Origin of the sequence: Candidatus Endoriftia persephonae, from assembly GCF_023733635.1 — a bacterium.
GTDB lineage: Bacteria > Pseudomonadota > Gammaproteobacteria > Chromatiales > Chromatiaceae > Endoriftia > Endoriftia persephonae.
The window spans coordinates 1,872,509-1,886,555 of the sequence record NZ_CP090569.1 but is presented as its reverse complement, the minus strand read 5'-3'; the positions used below and the strand labels follow the sequence as shown (position 1 = coordinate 1,886,555).

Sequence of the window (14,047 nt, the reverse complement as noted above, 5' to 3'; positions counted from 1 at the left end):
GCTTGTCTGAAGGCGTCCGGATGTTGCCTTGTCGCAGATCAAACTGGCTCTTCCTGAAATGCTTCGATCCGGGTCAAGGTGACAGTCTCTGCATCTACCTGCCAACGGATGTTGAAGTCGTAGAGGCGCATGCCGTAGTCGCGTCGTTTGACGCTGTTGCGATGGTAGGCGGGGCGGGGGTCGATCTCCAGGATGCGCTGGATCAGCCGGCGCAGCTGTTCAGCCTGCTGTGGCGGCAGCTGAGCCAGGGTGGCCTCAGCCTGGGGGGCGAATGTCAGCTCAATGGGGGCGCCGGGTGGCTCCGGGGCGAAACCACTGCGGGCCCCGGGGATGGCGTCGCAGTAGGGAACGTAGGGTTTGATATCGATCACCGGGGTGCCGTCAAGCAGATCGATGCCGCCCAGCTGCAGTACGATCTGTTCCCCCTGCTGTTCGACCCCCTGCAGCTCCACCACTGAGAGTCCCAGTGGATTAGGGCGAAACGGGCTGCGGCTGGCGAATACTCCGACTCGCCGGTTGCCCCCCAGCCGCGGTGGGCGCACGCTGGGGCGCCACGCGTCGCGCATCGCCTGGTGGAAGATGAAGCTGATCCAGAGGTGGGAGTAGCTCTGCAGCTCGACAAATGCCTCGGGCCGGTTGTAGGGGGGGAGTATCTCTAGTTGTCCCTCTGCCTCCGGGATCAACCCGGACTGGCGTGGAATACCGAATTTCTCTTTGAAACAACTATGGATGATGCCGATCGGCTCGAAGGTGAAACTCATGGTCGCTTTTTGAACTGGATGACCTTATGCAGTGGGTTGAGCACGATCTCGTCGAACACCGTGCCGGCGGGGGCGCTGAGTACGGTCCAGAGGGCGTCGGCGATATCGCTGGGGCGCAGGTGTTGGGAGGGCTCCTGCCCCGGTGCGAACTCCAGTTCATCGAAGAAGCCGGTATCGACCATGCCGGGATTAATCAGGCTGACCCTCAGGCCACTGTTGGCCGTCTCTTGGCGTAACGACTGGGCGAAGCCGCGCAGTGCGAACTTGCAGGCGGAGTAGACTGCACCGCGCCGTCCGCCTGCCAGCGCCGCCTCGGAGCCGATGATCACTAGGTCGCCAAAACCATGCTGTTTGATATGCGGCAGAAAGGCGCGGGCGACAAACAGGTGTTGCAGCAGATTCATATTGACCATCTCCACGATCTGCCGATAGGAGAACTCCTCCAGGGAGCCGAAGCGGCCGTAGCCGGCGTTCAGCACCAGGCCGTCGATGGCCGGGTGGAGGCGGGCGATCTCGCCGAGTTGATGGGGCAGCTTGTCGAGATCGGCCAGGTCGAGGGCGATCGGCATGAAGCGTTCTTCTGTTGCATCCCAGTCGGCGAAGTCCCGGGCGATGCCGACCACCTCGCAGCCCTCCGTTAGCAAGCGCCGGCTGATCGCTGCGCCGATGCCGCGGCTGGCGCCGGTTACCAGAATTCTTCGTCTACTCGGCATAGGACTCCGCTCTCTGTCTCTCCTGCTGGCATTGTAGCTGCTGCAGCAGATTGCGGATCAACGGCAAGTTCTGCTCGATCAGGCTCGAGACCATCTTGCCATTGATCTGTTGCGCAGGCTGGCTGTGGTTGTCGGAAACCACCTTGAGGATCTGAATCCGGTCGAGGGGGAGGCTCGGGGTGAGCACATCCAGCAGGGCCGCTGCCTCCATCTCGTAGAGACGTGTTGCGGGGTAGTGGAACTCCGGCTGGGCGACGCTCTCCAGCGGGCAGTAGTCGATCAGGCGGCTGGCGGGGCTGAGTTGCCAGCTGCGGCCGCTGTTGCGTTCGATGACGCTTTCGGCGCAGAACAGGCTCCCCCGACTGTGGCTGGGGTGGCCGGCGATGCCGATGTTGATCCATTGATCGGCCGGGTGGTTGTGCAGTAGCCAGCGGCAGGCTACCTGTATCGCGGCGTGGCCTGGGCCGCTGATTGCCAGGCTGATACCACCATCTATATAGATGGGACAGGGGCCCGCATCGGGCTGCTGGCGCTTCAGGCCGAGGCCGCGGATCAGCGGCTTGGCTTCGGCTGGCAGGGCGACCAGCAGGTTGATTCGGACTAGACTCATTGGGAATAGATTCCCATCTTCTGGTGGTGTCGTGCTATTCCTCGATAGTGTTCGGCGCGTTCGTGATGGCCGCGTTTTTCCGCACCATGGGCGAAAATGAGCGCCTTTTGCACGAGGATCTCCACCGCGGCCTGGCGATCCTCTGCCGAGAGCTGGCCCGAGTCGATGATCTTCTGCAGCGCCTGGATGCGGAAGCGGTCCATACCCCAGTGTCGGCGTGAGAGCTGGTCCGCATGGCCACCATACTTGATGATTAGCGGCTGTTCGAGAAACAGCACCGCTTCGCGGGCGCAGATTCTCAGCCAGAGATCGTAGTCTTCGCAGGCGGGCAGTGTTTCGTCGAACAGTCCCACCTCATCGAATAGGGAGCGGTGCAGCAGTGCCGATGAGGGGGAGATGACGCACATCGGCAGACAGTTGCCAAAGATCCGCCCTCCCTGTTTTTGGTGTTTTTTCATGGCATTGACCCGCACGCCATTGCGTATCCAGACCTCCTCTGTATGGCAGAGGCGTTTTCCCTCCTGCGCCTCCACCCGTGCCAGTTGCTGCTCGAGTTTCTGCGGCAGCCAGGCGTCGTCGGAGTCGAGCAGGGCGATCCACTCTCCTTTACTGGCGCTGATCCCCAGGTTACGGGCGCTGCTGACCCCCCGGTTCTGCTGATGCAGATAGCGGCACTGGGGGAACTGTTGGGTGACTAAAGCGCGGCTATCGTCGTCGGAGCCGTCGTCGACGATGAGGATCTCGTCGGCCGGATGGCTCTGCTGCAGCACAGATTCGATCGCCCTGGGCAGGGTGGCTGCACGATTGTGAGTGGGAATGATGACGGAGACCTGCATCGGCGAAGCATAGCGGTTTGGTAACAGACGGCAAACCAGCGAGGAGGTATTGGTGGAGAAAGATGAGGCTCCTCAGCGGCGAAAAAATCGTTTTAGTCTTGGAAAATGAGAATTATTTCTCATTGGTGGGTGTAAAGTTACCCGACAGAATGTGTAAAATAATCCGACATCAGCTGTAAGAAAATTCGACACTAAGCGGCTGTTTTTTGGTTGGCAATCGTAGATCAAAATAAAAAGGGATGAATATGACAAAGCGCCGATTTGACACAGAAGTCTTACTAGAACAAATGCTTGCAGGTAGTGAGGAGGCGATCCAGTCCTTCTATGAGCGCTACCGGGGGCGCATCTACCGGTTTATCGCACGCCAATGTGGTGCCGACAACTATGGAAGCCAGGTCTATCGGGCAGTCTGGAGCCGTTTCATCGCGGCCCGCCGACGCTGCTCGACCATCCGGCAGTATAAGGTGGAGCTCTACCGGGAGTTGCATGAGGCACTGTGGGAGTTCGGTGGTGGCTGTGACGGCATGCTCTACACCAGTCCGGAGCTGATATTGAAGGTCGATGACGATACCAAATGGGGTGTGTTGTTGCTGGAAGAGGTGCGCTGCCTGCCAAAGCATCTGCGGGAGTGTTTTCTGTTTCGTTACGAGATCGGCCTGACCCCCACCGCGATCGGTGCGGTACTGGGCAAGCCGACGGCGCAGGTCAGCGATCAGCTGGCGCAGGCCGAGGAAGATCTGCTGACCTCGCTGGAGGTGAGTGGGTTCTCTAAACATCTGGAGTTGAAGGCGGTCTATCAGTTAACCCGTCAGATCAAGCCGCCGGCGCTGTGGGATATGGCGGTGCTTGGCTCCGTGCCAGAGTGGCTCGAATGGGGTGGGGAGTACACGATGGCGCAGCCAACGATCTCGCCACCCGGAGTCTCCGGGATGAAACAGATCGCCAGCTCCCTCTCGACAACCCGTAAATCGATGCACCGGCACGAGCTCTTCTACAACGTCATCGAATACCGGAACTAATGCCTGAGGGGGGCTCTTCAGTGGAGTTTGTTTGAAGAGTCCCTTCTCCTAGCGCCAAGGATGGCGCGCCCTCCCCAGCTTATCCCACCTGATCGCCCGACTTCCTCTCCGGGTTTATTGCGCTGCACGGCTCGTGTAACATGATGGGTTTTTCCGCGAGCGCCCAGGCAATGCAAGAAATCAACCCGATCACCAATAAAATCAATGAGCTGAAGGGGCGTTGTGAGTCCCTTAGGGGGTATCTTTGACTATGCCGAGAAGCAGGAACGGTTAGTCGAGGTACTGCGAGAGCTGGAAGATCCGGGGGTCTGGAGCGACCAGGCGCGGGCCCAGGCGCTGGGCCGGGAGCGCGCCAGCCTGGAGGCAGTGGTGGAGACTATCGATGCCCTGGATGTTGGTCTCGCAGACGCTGTCGATCTGTTGGAGATGGCGGTTGAAGAGGCGGATGATGAGGCGCTCGATGCGGTGGTCGCCGATCTGGACGCGTTCGAGCAGCGCATCGCAGAGCTGGAGTTTCGCCGCATGTTCTCCGGTGAGATGGACCCGAGCAACGCCTTTCTCGATATCCAGGCCGGCTCAGGCGGTACCGAGGCGCAGGATTGGGCCGAGATGCTACTGCGCATGTATCTGCGGTGGGGTGAGGCGCACGGCTTTAAGACCGAGCTGATGGAGGCCTCGCCAGGAGAGGTAGCCGGTATCAAGTCGGCCACCATCCGGTTTGAAGGGGAGTACGCCTTTGGCTGGCTGCGTACCGAGACCGGCGTGCACCGGCTGGTGCGCAAGTCGCCGTTTGACTCAGGCAATCGGCGCCATACCTCCTTCTCGGCAGTGTTTGTCTCGCCGGAAATCGACGACTCGATCGAGATCGAGATCAACCCTGCGGATCTGCGGATCGACGTCTACCGTGCCTCTGGTGCTGGCGGTCAGCACGTCAACCGTACTGAATCAGCAGTGCGCATCACACACAACCCCACCGGCATCGTGGTGCAGTGCCAAAACGACCGTTCCCAGCACAAGAACAAGGATCAAGCGATGAAGCAGCTCAAGGCGAAGCTCTATGAGCTGGAGATCCAGAAGCAGCGTGAGACCCAGCAGGCGGTGGAAGATACCAAATCCGACATCGGTTGGGGCAGCCAGATCCGCTCCTATGTGCTCGACGCCTCACGGATCAAGGATCTGCGCACCAACGTCGAGACTGGCAACACTCAGGCGGTACTCGACGGCGGACTCGACATATTTATCGAGGCGAGTCTGAAGAGCGGTTTGTGATTTTTCACCACATAGAACACGAAGTTCACAAAGGTTGTCTTGAGTCTTTGGTGGCGGGGCAAGCTTTGGCTGATAAGGTAGTAGATACTTCGTACTCTTTGTGACCTTAGTAGTTACAAGTAAAAAGTTTGAATAAAACGATGAACGATCAGGTACAGGACGAAAACAAGCTCATTGCCCAGCGGCGGGAAAAACTGGCCAAACTGCGGGAGAACGGCATCGCCTTTCCCAACGACTTCCGGCGCGACGGCATGGCTGGTGAACTCCATGCCGAGTATGACGACAAGAGCGAGGAAGAGCTGGAGTCGATGGGCCTGCGGGTGCGCATCGCCGGCCGCTTGATGAGCCGCCGGGTGATGGGCAAAGCCAGCTTCGCCCACGTCCAGGACATGACCGGTCGGATGCAGCTCTTCGTGCAGCGCGACGCCTTGGAAGAGGGGTTCTACAACACCCAGTTCAAGAAGTGGGACATCGGTGACATCATCGGCGCCGAGGGGGTGCTGTTCAAAACCAAGACTGGAGAACTCTCGGTCAAGGTCGAGAGTATTCGCCTGCTGACCAAGTCGCTGCGGCCCCTGCCGGAGAAGTTTCACGGCATTACGGATCAGGAGTTGCGCTACCGCCAGCGTTATGTCGACCTGATCATGAACGAGGATTCGCGGCGGACCTTCCGTATCCGTACCCAGGTGGTGCAGTTCATCCGCAACTACCTCAACGGCCGCGGCTTCATGGAGGTGGAGACGCCAATGATGCAGGTGATCCCCGGCGGTGCCACGGCACGCCCCTTCACCACCCAGCACAATGCCCTCAACATGGAACTGTTCCTGCGCATCGCGCCGGAACTCTATCTCAAACGCCTGGTGGTGGGCGGTTTCGAGCGAGTCTACGAGATCAACCGCAACTTCCGCAACGAGGGGCTCTCCACCCGCCACAATCCCGAATTCACCATGCTGGAGTTCTACGAGGCTTACACTGATTACCACGGCCTGATGGACCTCACCGAAGATATGCTGCGCCACCTCTGCGAGGAGGTGCTCGGCTCCACTAGCGTGACCTACCAGGGCGAGAGTTACGACTTCGGCAGCCCCTTCCGCCGCATGACGGTGAAGGACTCTATTCTCCACTTCAACGATGATATCAGCGCAGAAGAGCTGGATGACCTGGATAGAGCCCGGGCCATCGCCGAACGGCTGGAGATCCCGCTGAAGGCGTCCTACGGCCTGGGTAAGGTACAGATCGAGATCTTCGAGAAGACCGTGGAGCACCAGCTGATGGACCCGACCTTCATTACCGCCTATCCAACCGAGGTCTCACCCCTGGCGCGGCGCAACGACGACGACCCCTTCGTCACCGACCGCTTCGAGTTCTTCGTCGGCGGCCGCGAGATCGCCAACGGCTTCTCCGAGCTCAACGACGCCGAGGACCAGGCCGAGCGCTTCCGCAAACAGGTGGAGGAGAAGGATGCCGGCGATGACGAGGCGATGCACTTCGACGAGGACTATGTGCGTGCTCTGGAGCACGGCATGCCGCCCACTGCCGGCGAGGGCATCGGCATCGATCGGCTGGTGATGCTGCTCACCGACTCCCCCTCGATCCGCGACGTGCTGCTGTTTCCGCACATGCGCCCGGAGGGTTGATCAGCCTTTCTATTTCGTAGGAGCGCCGTTTGCGGCGCTCCTACCAGCCCAAAAAAGCCCCAGCGGCAGCAACCGCTGGGGCTTTTTTGTTGCCGGGGCCGGTGTTAAGGAGCCTGCTGGCGCTTACCAGTTCTCGGTGCTGCCCGGCACTTCCAGTGCGCCGTCACCATCAGTGTCCACTTCCAGGAAATATTGGGTGTTGCTGATGATGGTGACGCGGGCCATGGTGCCCAAGGCGCCGCCCAGCTGGATAATGCCTGAGGAGGGGTATTCGTCACCGTTGTTGATCAGGATGGGGCTGAGGGTAGTGATCTCCACAAAACCGTAGTCCGGATGGTAGTAACGGCCGGAGATAGTCAGGCTGGCGTAGGAGTAGTTGTTGGTGTAGGTGATGAGGTAGTTCTCGACCTTTTCGACCTGCCCGGTGCCATCGTTGAGCATCGCTACATTCATGACGATGGTGATCTGGTTGCCGGAGTAGCTGGCTTCGAGAGTGCCATTGAGGGTGACGCTGGTGCTGCCGATACTAGTGGCCAGGCTGCTGAAGGTCATCGCCACCTGCTGGAAGTTACCAGAAAAATCGACCGTGCCGGTGATTGAGAGTAGCCCATCGATGACGATGCCGTCCTGGTTGCAGGCTATGAAGTTGAAGTCACCCGAGACCGCGTTGGTGCTGTCGTCGATAATGAGGTTGTAGTTGATCGAGCCTTCATCTGTGCCTTCTTCGTTCTTACAAAAAACGGTAGCCGCGTCGGAGCGGGCCTGACGTTCGCTGCGCATCACCTGCTGCTGTCTGGCTGCTTCCAGGCCCCTCAGCAGGCTGCGGCTGACGCTCAGGTTGAGCGGAGCGCTGTCGCCTTGGCGAGAAGCAAAGCCAGTGCCGGTGCCTGCGCCTATTTGGGCGTTGCCAACGGTGCCTTCGACGATGGGTTTGGCGTTGTAGGTGTCCAGGGTTGCCTGACTCTCGTTCCCGGCATAGGCAATATCGGTTGTGGTGGAGCCGCCTCCGCCACAGCCTGCCAGCATGCTGATAAAAAGAGCGCTGGTGATCAGGGTAAAAATCTTATTCATCGCTCTGTCCTTGGGACGAATGGAGCTAAAATCTGGGGGAATTTTATGGTGGTTTTGTGAATTGCATCAAACACAAGTGGTAAAAATGTGAACCTCAACGCGCTCGCTTGAGGCTGTTTTTACCGAAGTCACTTGGCTTCAGGCCGCTGCGGAACTGGTACTTCTGCCAGGTCAGCAAGGTGCTCTTACCGGTCTGGTGGTTCTGCATGAACATCTCGTCGGCGCGCCAAAACTGTCCCAGATACTGTTGATAACCACGGAACTCTAAGGTCTTTAGCCGGCTGTTTTTACGGTCGTAGAAGTCGATCTTGAGCGGGATCATGCGTGCCTTGTCGATCCACACCTCCTGACGGGTATAGCCAGAGTTGGGATCCACCGGATCACGCTCGTTGACCAGGGTGTCGATATCCCCGAGCCGCTCCTCCCGCAGGAACTTGTAGCTGTACTTTTCCACCTCCTGAGAGGCAAGGTCTTCATAGGCAAACTCGCTACCCATGAAGGGGCCGGACTTGTTGCGCGAGTTGATCCGTTTGACCCGCTTCAGCGCTGGCAGGTAGAGCCATTGGTCATCCTGACCGGTTTTGTGGGAGTAGGTGAGTAGGGCAGTGCCTTTGACGTCCCGCGGGCGGTCGAAGATGATCAGAGTCTTGTCGCCATCGCCATCCACCTCCAGCACTTTGGTGCTCATGTGGCGCAGACTCTCCTCGCCGTGACGGTTGCGCAGTAGCATCGTCATGTCGGCGCGGAAGTCGTGAAAGCCGGTATCCCGTCGATCGACCTCAGTGGCGATCTCCAGGCCCTGCTGCTCCGGGGTCAGGGCAAAACCGCTTAGCGGTATCACCAGTAGTGGTAGCAGCAGGAGTATCGAGCGCTTCATGGTTTTTTACCTCCAAATAGCATCAATAAAGGGGGGAGAAAGAAAAAATCGGCGAGCAGGGCGAGGCCGATGGTGATCGCGGTCAGCAGCCCCATGCCGGAGTTCAGCTTGAAGTGGGAGAGGGCGAGGATGGAGAAGCCGATCATCAGCACCAGCGAGGTCACCCACAGGGCGGTGCCGACGGTGGCGAAGGCATGGCGCACTGCATCCTCGCTGTTCATGCCCTTCTCGCGGCGGGCGCGCAGAAACTTGCTGAGAAAGTGCACCGTGTCGTCGACCACTATACCGAGGGTCATGCCGCTGACCACCGACAGCGCCAGCCCCACTTCGCCCACCATCATCCCCCAGAGGCCGAAGGCCATGCCGATCGGCACCAGGTTGGGCAGCAGGCTGAGGACGCCAATGCGCAGCGAGCGTAGCGCGATGATCAGGATCGCAGAGATCAGCACCAGGGCGATGGTGGTGCCCTTTAGCATCGCCTTGATGTTGCGGTTGCCGATGTGGGCAAACATCATGGTGGGACTGGCGCCGTCGCTCTGCATCTCGGGGGCGTTTTCTGTCAACCACTGCTGGGCCCGTGCCTCTAGATCCAGCAACTCCTGGGTGGAGATGCTCTGCAGGGTGACGCTGAAGCGGGTGGCCGATTTTTTGACGTTGATTTGGTTGTTCAGGTCGAGGCCGAACGGCAGTGAGAACTCGTACAGCAGTAGATACTGGGCGGAGAGATCGCGCTGCTCGGGCAACCGGTACCAGCTGTCGTCATCCCCGTGCATGTTGCGGTTGAGGCGCTTCATGATGTCGGTGATGGTGTTGACGTGCAGCACCTCGGGCTGGGCGCGATACCAGTCGGCGAAGGCCTCCACCCGGCGCAGAAAAGTTGGGTCGCTGACGCCGCCGTTCTCCCCCGAGTCGAGGGAGTACTCGATCAGGTAGATGCCGGTGAGGTTTTCAACAGTGTAGTCGGTGGCGGCGCGGAACTCGATCGATTCGTCGAAGTAGCGTACAAAGCGGTCATCGAGCCGGTTGTTGGGGATCTGCGAGATCAGCAGCAGGACCAGGCCACCCATCAGCCACAGCAGCATCTGCTTGTGGCGGATGACGAACTCCGCCAATTTCAGCATCGCAACCCCACCGCGGGTCTCCTGACGAACTGCCCGGGTTGGCAGGATCATCACCATCGCCGGCAGCAGTGTAATCGAGAGCAGAAAGGCGAGTGTCACGCCCATTGCCGCCATGTTGCCGAGGTCGCGGAACGGCGGCGCATCGCTGAAATTGAGGCTCATGAAGCCGATGGCGGTGGTCAGCGAGGTGAGAAATATCGGTCCGAGGTTGATGCGCAGGCTCTCCAGTAGCGCGGCGCGTTTCTCCATCCCCTCGCGCATGCCGTGCAAGAAATTGACCAGGATATGCACGCAGTCGGCGATTGCCAGGGTCATGATGACCACCGGCACTGCGGTGGTGGGAGGCGACATGCGGATGCCGATCCAGCCGGTCAGCCCCATGGTACCGATGATGGTAAAGAGGATCACTAGCAGGGTCGAGAGGGTGCCCGGTACGGAATGGAGCATCAGCACCAGGGTGATAATGACCACCCCAAACATCAGCGGATAGAGTTGTTTGACATCGTTTTTCGAGGCGGTTGGAAAGGCGTTGTTCATGATCACCATGCCGGTGAGATCGATGCGGATGTCGGGAAATTTTGCCTCGATCTCCTGCTTCAGCACCTCAGCCGCCTGCGCCACCTCCGGCACCTCTGAGAGCTTCTTGCCGGGCAGCTGGATGGTGACGTTGACGCCGGTGACATGGGCGCTGGGGGAGATCAGCCGGTTTACCAGCAGCGGATCGCTGACTGCAATCTGACGCTTCTGCTCGAGCGCTGCATCGGAGAGGTTTGCTGCATCGAGCACCAGATCCTCCACCACCAGGTCGTCGCCCTCGGCAAAGGTATGTTGAAAGTTGGTGATCGAATCGACCCGCAGCGAGTAGGGGATCTGCCAGGCCTGGGTGGTCAGTTCCTGCACCGCCGCCAGGGTCTCACGGGAGAAGACCCGGCCATCTGTCGGGGTGACTACAAACAGTACGTTGTCATTTTTTGCGTAGGTGTTCTGCAGCTTCTCGAAGGCCTGCAGCTGCGGATTATCCTCGCTGAAAAACATCCGGTAGTCGTTGCTGAACTCAAGCTGTCGAACCCCCGCACCGAGCAGCAGGAGAGACAGCAGGGTGAGCAGGACCACCAGATATTTGTTTGTCAGAACCCACTGAAAGAGTCGTTCGTACATGCTGTTGTTTATTCCTTGTTCTTGGTTGAGTGGCGGACGCTTCGCGCTGTAACACCGCATCTCTGCGTGATTGCGTCCGGACCACCGCAGGCGCCGGCCTGTCGGCCATAGGGTTTGCCACCCCTGTTGTTGTGCCTGTGTCCGGACTGGCGCCGGAGGAATCAACGCCACGCAGACTAAACCAATCTTCCTAAAGATGCAGCAGGATGAGGAAAAATCCTACAAAGAAACGAGAGGTTCTCACCCTTGTCGCTGTTAGGGGATTGTCTCCGCCAGCGATTGCTGATCTCTATAACTTTCGGAATGGTGACCTGCATCACATTAGACCCTATACTGACGCATCATTTTTAGCCCAGCGGAGAAATGCATGTCCTTGCCCGATCAGATGGACGCGCTCGAGCGCGGTGATCATGGCAACTCCACCAAGGAGTTTTTGGCCTACTGTGAAGCGGAGCGAGAGCGCCGCATCAACTCCGGCAAGGAGTTTGATGAAGAGAGTTTCAACCAAGCGATGGATCTGGTGCTGCGCAAACTTAAGGTGCTGGAAGAGGAGGGCTGGACATGATCATCCACGCTATCTCCGCCAGAAACGTACTCAAATATGCCAGCCTTGAGCTGAAGGACCTGCCGGCCAACGGTCTGATCGCGATCACCGGGTCCAACGAATCGGGTAAGAGCACGATCGGTGAGACAGTCTGTTTCGCCCTGTTCGGACGCACCTTCTCCCTCGAAAGCGACGATCTCGGCAAGGTCATCCGCTGGGGGCAGACGCACTGTTCGGCAGAACTGGAGTTTAGCGTAAAAGATGGCGTGCGCTACCGCATCTCGCGTTTTCTCGATGACAAGGGCAACCACAGCGCGCGGTTGAAGCGGGCCGAGGCGGGCGACGATGAAGAACCGCTGGCGCTGGGAATGGAGGCGGTTGCCGACCGACTCTACGGACTGATCGGCTACGAATACGACGAGTTCATCGAATCCTTCTATCTTGCCCAGCGCGAGATCACCACGCCTCACCCACACAGCCACGCGCTCAAGACCATGGCCGGCCTGGTGACCCTGGAATATTGTGTCGAAAGCTTCAACAGTGACATCGAGCAGGGGGCGGTGCTGGTCAAAGAGACCGGCGAGGAGATAGCACAGCTTCAGGAGCAGATCGACGAAGTCGGGCTTGACCGTGCTGTCCTCCCCGGCCTGGAACTGCATCGCAGCGAACTGCTGCAACAGGTGGAGCAGCGCAACCAGGCACTTGAATCCCTCGACCAGGCATCCATCGAGTACCAGGAGGCCTATACCCAACGACAAAAGGCCATCGGCAGTCGTGGTCGGGCCGGTTTTCTGCGTCTATTGTCGCTGCTCGCAGCGCTACTCGCCGGAGGCCTCTGGTGGCTGCTGGTGCAGCAGCCTGAACTGGCAATCTCACAACAGATTGCTGAGTTGATCGCCAGTAACAGTCCGCTGCACGATACCGGGATGATGGCCTATGCCCACTACGTCGGCGTCGGTTTTGCGCTGCTGTTTCTGCTCTTTTGGGTGCGTCGCAGCAGTCTGAACAGACGCATCCAGTCACTGCAACAGGCGGCGGAGGTACTCTCCGATAAGCTGCACGGGCTCGATGATTTGCCCCTTTTGAGCAGACTGACGGACGCGCATGAAGAAGGGGATCCCGCTATCCCAGCGATTGAGCCGGGGGATAGAGAGTCTCTTGCTCGGCGGGTGCGTGGATTCGAGGCGGATATCGCCGAGGCGCGCGACGGGGTTGCTGTAGAGCAGGCCCAGCTACGCAGCGAGATCGAGCTGGCCCAGCTCGATATTCAGCGGCTCGATACAGATATCGCCGCTGAGCAGGAGCGTCTCGACAAGGCTGATGGGCTGGAGTCGATCCGCGAGAGTCTGCAGGTAAAGGTCGAGGATAATCAGCGCAATATGGACCTTTGCGAGTTGGCCAATGGGCTGCTCTCCGGCGCGATTCGCGAGGTCTCCTATCATTTCAATCTCAAGCTTCGCCAGCTGGTGGGCAAGAGCCTGCCACTGTTCACTGAAAACCGCTACGAACACCTCAAGATCGACGATGATCTGACGGTGCGTGCTTTCTCCAGCGAGAAGGCCGACTTCATGGACCTGGATGAGATCTCCAGTGGCACCCAGCGGCAGATTATGCTGGCGGTGCGGTTGGCGCTCTCCCAGGAGTTGGTCGAGCGGGCGGTGGGCGCGGAGCAGTTCCTGTTCCTCGACGAGCCCTTCGCCTTCTTCGATCAGCGCCGTACCCGCAGTGCGATGACGGTGCTGCCGACGGTGAGCAACGACCTGACCCAAATCTGGATCATCGGTCAGGAGTTTCCAAAGGATGTGCATTTTGACCTGCACATCGAGTGCGACAGGGAGTTTCAGACTATCCCGGCTGCGGCCGAATGAGTTGCGTTCGTCCCCATCGCTGGAGCAACTAGAGGAGCAACAGTGCGCCGACTCTTCTTTCTGATGCCGAACCTGGAGTCCTGCCGCCAAGTGGTTGCGGAACTCGAAGATGAGGGGGTGCCAGAGCATCATCTGCATGCCATCGCCAGTCTCGATCAGTCCCTTGATGGGCTACCGGAGGCTGGAGTGCTGCAGAAGACCGAGCTGGCTCACGGTCTGGAGTGGGGTGCCGGATTGGGCGGAGTCGCCGGCATGCTCGGCGGTCTGTTGGCGGTGAGTTTTCCGCCGGCTGGACTGGTGTTGGGTGGCGGTGCCCTGCTGGTAGGGGCGGCGGCTGGCGCCGGTTTTGGCGCAGTGGTTTCGGCGCTGCTCTCCAGTCACGAACACAATCACGATCTGGATGCCTTTCAGCGGGCCATCGAAGCAGGAGAGATCCTGTTGATGGTGGATATCCCCAGGCAACGTGTCGACAAGATCAGGGAGCTGATACTCAACCATCACCCCGAGGCACACATCGGGGTTGCCAAGCTCCCCGCTTGATGAACGGTAGGTGGTTTTGCTGC

Annotated in this window: 13 protein-coding genes; 6 read left to right on the top strand and 7 right to left on the bottom strand. The window is 59.2% G+C overall.

Features of this window, described 5'->3' with window-relative positions; all coding sequences use genetic code 11:
* Positions 1–38 precede the first annotated feature (38 nt).
* From tsaA to L0Y14_RS08420, 4 genes are read right to left on the bottom strand one after another with little or no spacing between them, the layout of a single operon-like run.
* Positions 39–761: a tRNA (N6-threonylcarbamoyladenosine(37)-N6)-methyltransferase TrmO gene (tsaA, locus tag L0Y14_RS08435; protein WP_005959918.1), complete on the bottom strand. Its 723-nt coding sequence runs from the start codon at positions 759–761 to the stop codon at positions 39–41.
* Complete coding sequence (locus L0Y14_RS08430; protein WP_005959917.1) at positions 758–1,474, bottom strand: SDR family oxidoreductase; 717 nt, start codon at positions 1,472–1,474, stop codon at positions 758–760. Before L0Y14_RS08430 ends, tsaA begins: the two co-directional genes overlap by 4 nt.
* A complete protein-coding gene (locus L0Y14_RS08425; protein ID WP_006473852.1) occupies positions 1,464–2,084 on the bottom strand; it encodes a nucleoside phosphorylase-I family protein in 621 nt (206 codons plus the stop codon). The genes L0Y14_RS08430 and L0Y14_RS08425 overlap by 11 nt, the downstream gene beginning before the upstream one ends.
* Positions 2,081–2,920 (bottom strand): glycosyltransferase family 2 protein, encoded by an 840-nt coding sequence (locus L0Y14_RS08420; protein ID WP_006473853.1) that lies wholly within the window; start codon positions 2,918–2,920, stop codon positions 2,081–2,083. Before L0Y14_RS08420 ends, L0Y14_RS08425 begins: the two co-directional genes overlap by 4 nt.
* A gap of 287 nt (positions 2,921–3,207) precedes the next feature.
* Between L0Y14_RS08420 and L0Y14_RS08415 the strand changes: the two genes are divergently transcribed.
* The 3 genes from L0Y14_RS08415 (at position 3,208) to lysS (ending at position 6,845) form a co-directional block, all read left to right on the top strand.
* Positions 3,208–3,939: an RNA polymerase sigma factor gene (locus tag L0Y14_RS08415; RefSeq protein WP_006473854.1), complete on the top strand. Its 732-nt coding sequence runs from the start codon at positions 3,208–3,210 to the stop codon at positions 3,937–3,939.
* Between the two features lie 170 nt (positions 3,940–4,109).
* Positions 4,110–5,208 (top strand): peptide chain release factor 2 gene (gene prfB / locus L0Y14_RS08410; RefSeq protein ID WP_138921726.1). Its coding sequence is split into 2 segments (ribosomal slippage): positions 4,110–4,184 and positions 4,186–5,208, totalling 1,098 coding nucleotides; the frame shifts between segments, so codons are not numbered across the junction.
* 140 nt (positions 5,209–5,348) lie between these two features.
* Complete coding sequence (gene lysS, locus L0Y14_RS08405; RefSeq protein WP_006473855.1) at positions 5,349–6,845, top strand: lysine--tRNA ligase; 1,497 nt, start codon at positions 5,349–5,351, stop codon at positions 6,843–6,845.
* A 123-nt stretch (positions 6,846–6,968) separates the two neighbouring features.
* On the opposite strand, the gene L0Y14_RS08400 is transcribed toward lysS, so the two are convergent.
* The 3 genes from L0Y14_RS08400 to L0Y14_RS08390 form a co-directional block, all read right to left on the bottom strand.
* Positions 6,969–7,916, bottom strand: coding sequence for a hypothetical protein (locus L0Y14_RS08400; RefSeq protein WP_005964816.1), 948 nt, complete (start codon positions 7,914–7,916; stop codon positions 6,969–6,971).
* A 94-nt stretch (positions 7,917–8,010) separates the two neighbouring features.
* Positions 8,011–8,793: an outer membrane lipoprotein-sorting protein gene (locus L0Y14_RS08395; protein WP_005964814.1), complete on the bottom strand. Its 783-nt coding sequence runs from the start codon at positions 8,791–8,793 to the stop codon at positions 8,011–8,013.
* Entirely contained in the window at positions 8,790–11,072 is a 2,283-nt protein-coding gene (locus L0Y14_RS08390) for an efflux RND transporter permease subunit (RefSeq protein ID WP_305790596.1), read from the bottom strand. Before L0Y14_RS08390 ends, L0Y14_RS08395 begins: the two co-directional genes overlap by 4 nt.
* A gap of 367 nt (positions 11,073–11,439) precedes the next feature.
* Between L0Y14_RS08390 and L0Y14_RS08385 the strand changes: the two genes are divergently transcribed.
* From L0Y14_RS08385 to L0Y14_RS08375, 3 genes are read left to right on the top strand one after another with little or no spacing between them, the layout of a single operon-like run.
* Complete coding sequence (locus L0Y14_RS08385) at positions 11,440–11,637, top strand: hypothetical protein (RefSeq protein ID WP_005964809.1); 198 nt, start codon at positions 11,440–11,442, stop codon at positions 11,635–11,637.
* Positions 11,634–13,484, top strand: a complete 1,851-nt coding sequence (locus L0Y14_RS08380; RefSeq protein ID WP_006475825.1) for an AAA family ATPase — start codon at positions 11,634–11,636, stop codon at positions 13,482–13,484. The genes L0Y14_RS08385 and L0Y14_RS08380 overlap by 4 nt, the downstream gene beginning before the upstream one ends.
* A 42-nt stretch (positions 13,485–13,526) precedes the next feature.
* Positions 13,527–14,024, top strand: a complete 498-nt coding sequence (locus tag L0Y14_RS08375) for a hypothetical protein (RefSeq protein WP_005964805.1) — start codon at positions 13,527–13,529, stop codon at positions 14,022–14,024.
* Positions 14,025–14,047: the final 23 nt, after the last annotated feature.

Coding starts and splice junctions, on each gene's coding strand:
- tsaA (WP_005959918.1), bottom strand. CDS start 761: ATGAGTTTCACCTTCGAGCCGATCGGCATCATCCATAGTTGTTTCAAA.
- L0Y14_RS08430 (WP_005959917.1), bottom strand. CDS start 1,474: ATGCCGAGTAGACGAAGAATTCTGGTAACCGGCGCCAGCCGCGGCATC.
- L0Y14_RS08425 (WP_006473852.1), bottom strand. CDS start 2,084: ATGAGTCTAGTCCGAATCAACCTGCTGGTCGCCCTGCCAGCCGAAGCC.
- L0Y14_RS08420 (WP_006473853.1), bottom strand. CDS start 2,920: ATGCAGGTCTCCGTCATCATTCCCACTCACAATCGTGCAGCCACCCTG.
- L0Y14_RS08415 (WP_006473854.1), top strand. CDS start 3,208: ATGCTTGCAGGTAGTGAGGAGGCGATCCAGTCCTTCTATGAGCGCTAC.
- lysS (WP_006473855.1), top strand. CDS start 5,349: ATGAACGATCAGGTACAGGACGAAAACAAGCTCATTGCCCAGCGGCGG.
- L0Y14_RS08400 (WP_005964816.1), bottom strand. CDS start 7,916: ATGAATAAGATTTTTACCCTGATCACCAGCGCTCTTTTTATCAGCATG.
- L0Y14_RS08395 (WP_005964814.1), bottom strand. CDS start 8,793: ATGAAGCGCTCGATACTCCTGCTGCTACCACTACTGGTGATACCGCTA.
- L0Y14_RS08390 (WP_305790596.1), bottom strand. CDS start 11,072: ATGTACGAACGACTCTTTCAGTGGGTTCTGACAAACAAATATCTGGTG.
- L0Y14_RS08385 (WP_005964809.1), top strand. CDS start 11,440: ATGTCCTTGCCCGATCAGATGGACGCGCTCGAGCGCGGTGATCATGGC.
- L0Y14_RS08380 (WP_006475825.1), top strand. CDS start 11,634: ATGATCATCCACGCTATCTCCGCCAGAAACGTACTCAAATATGCCAGC.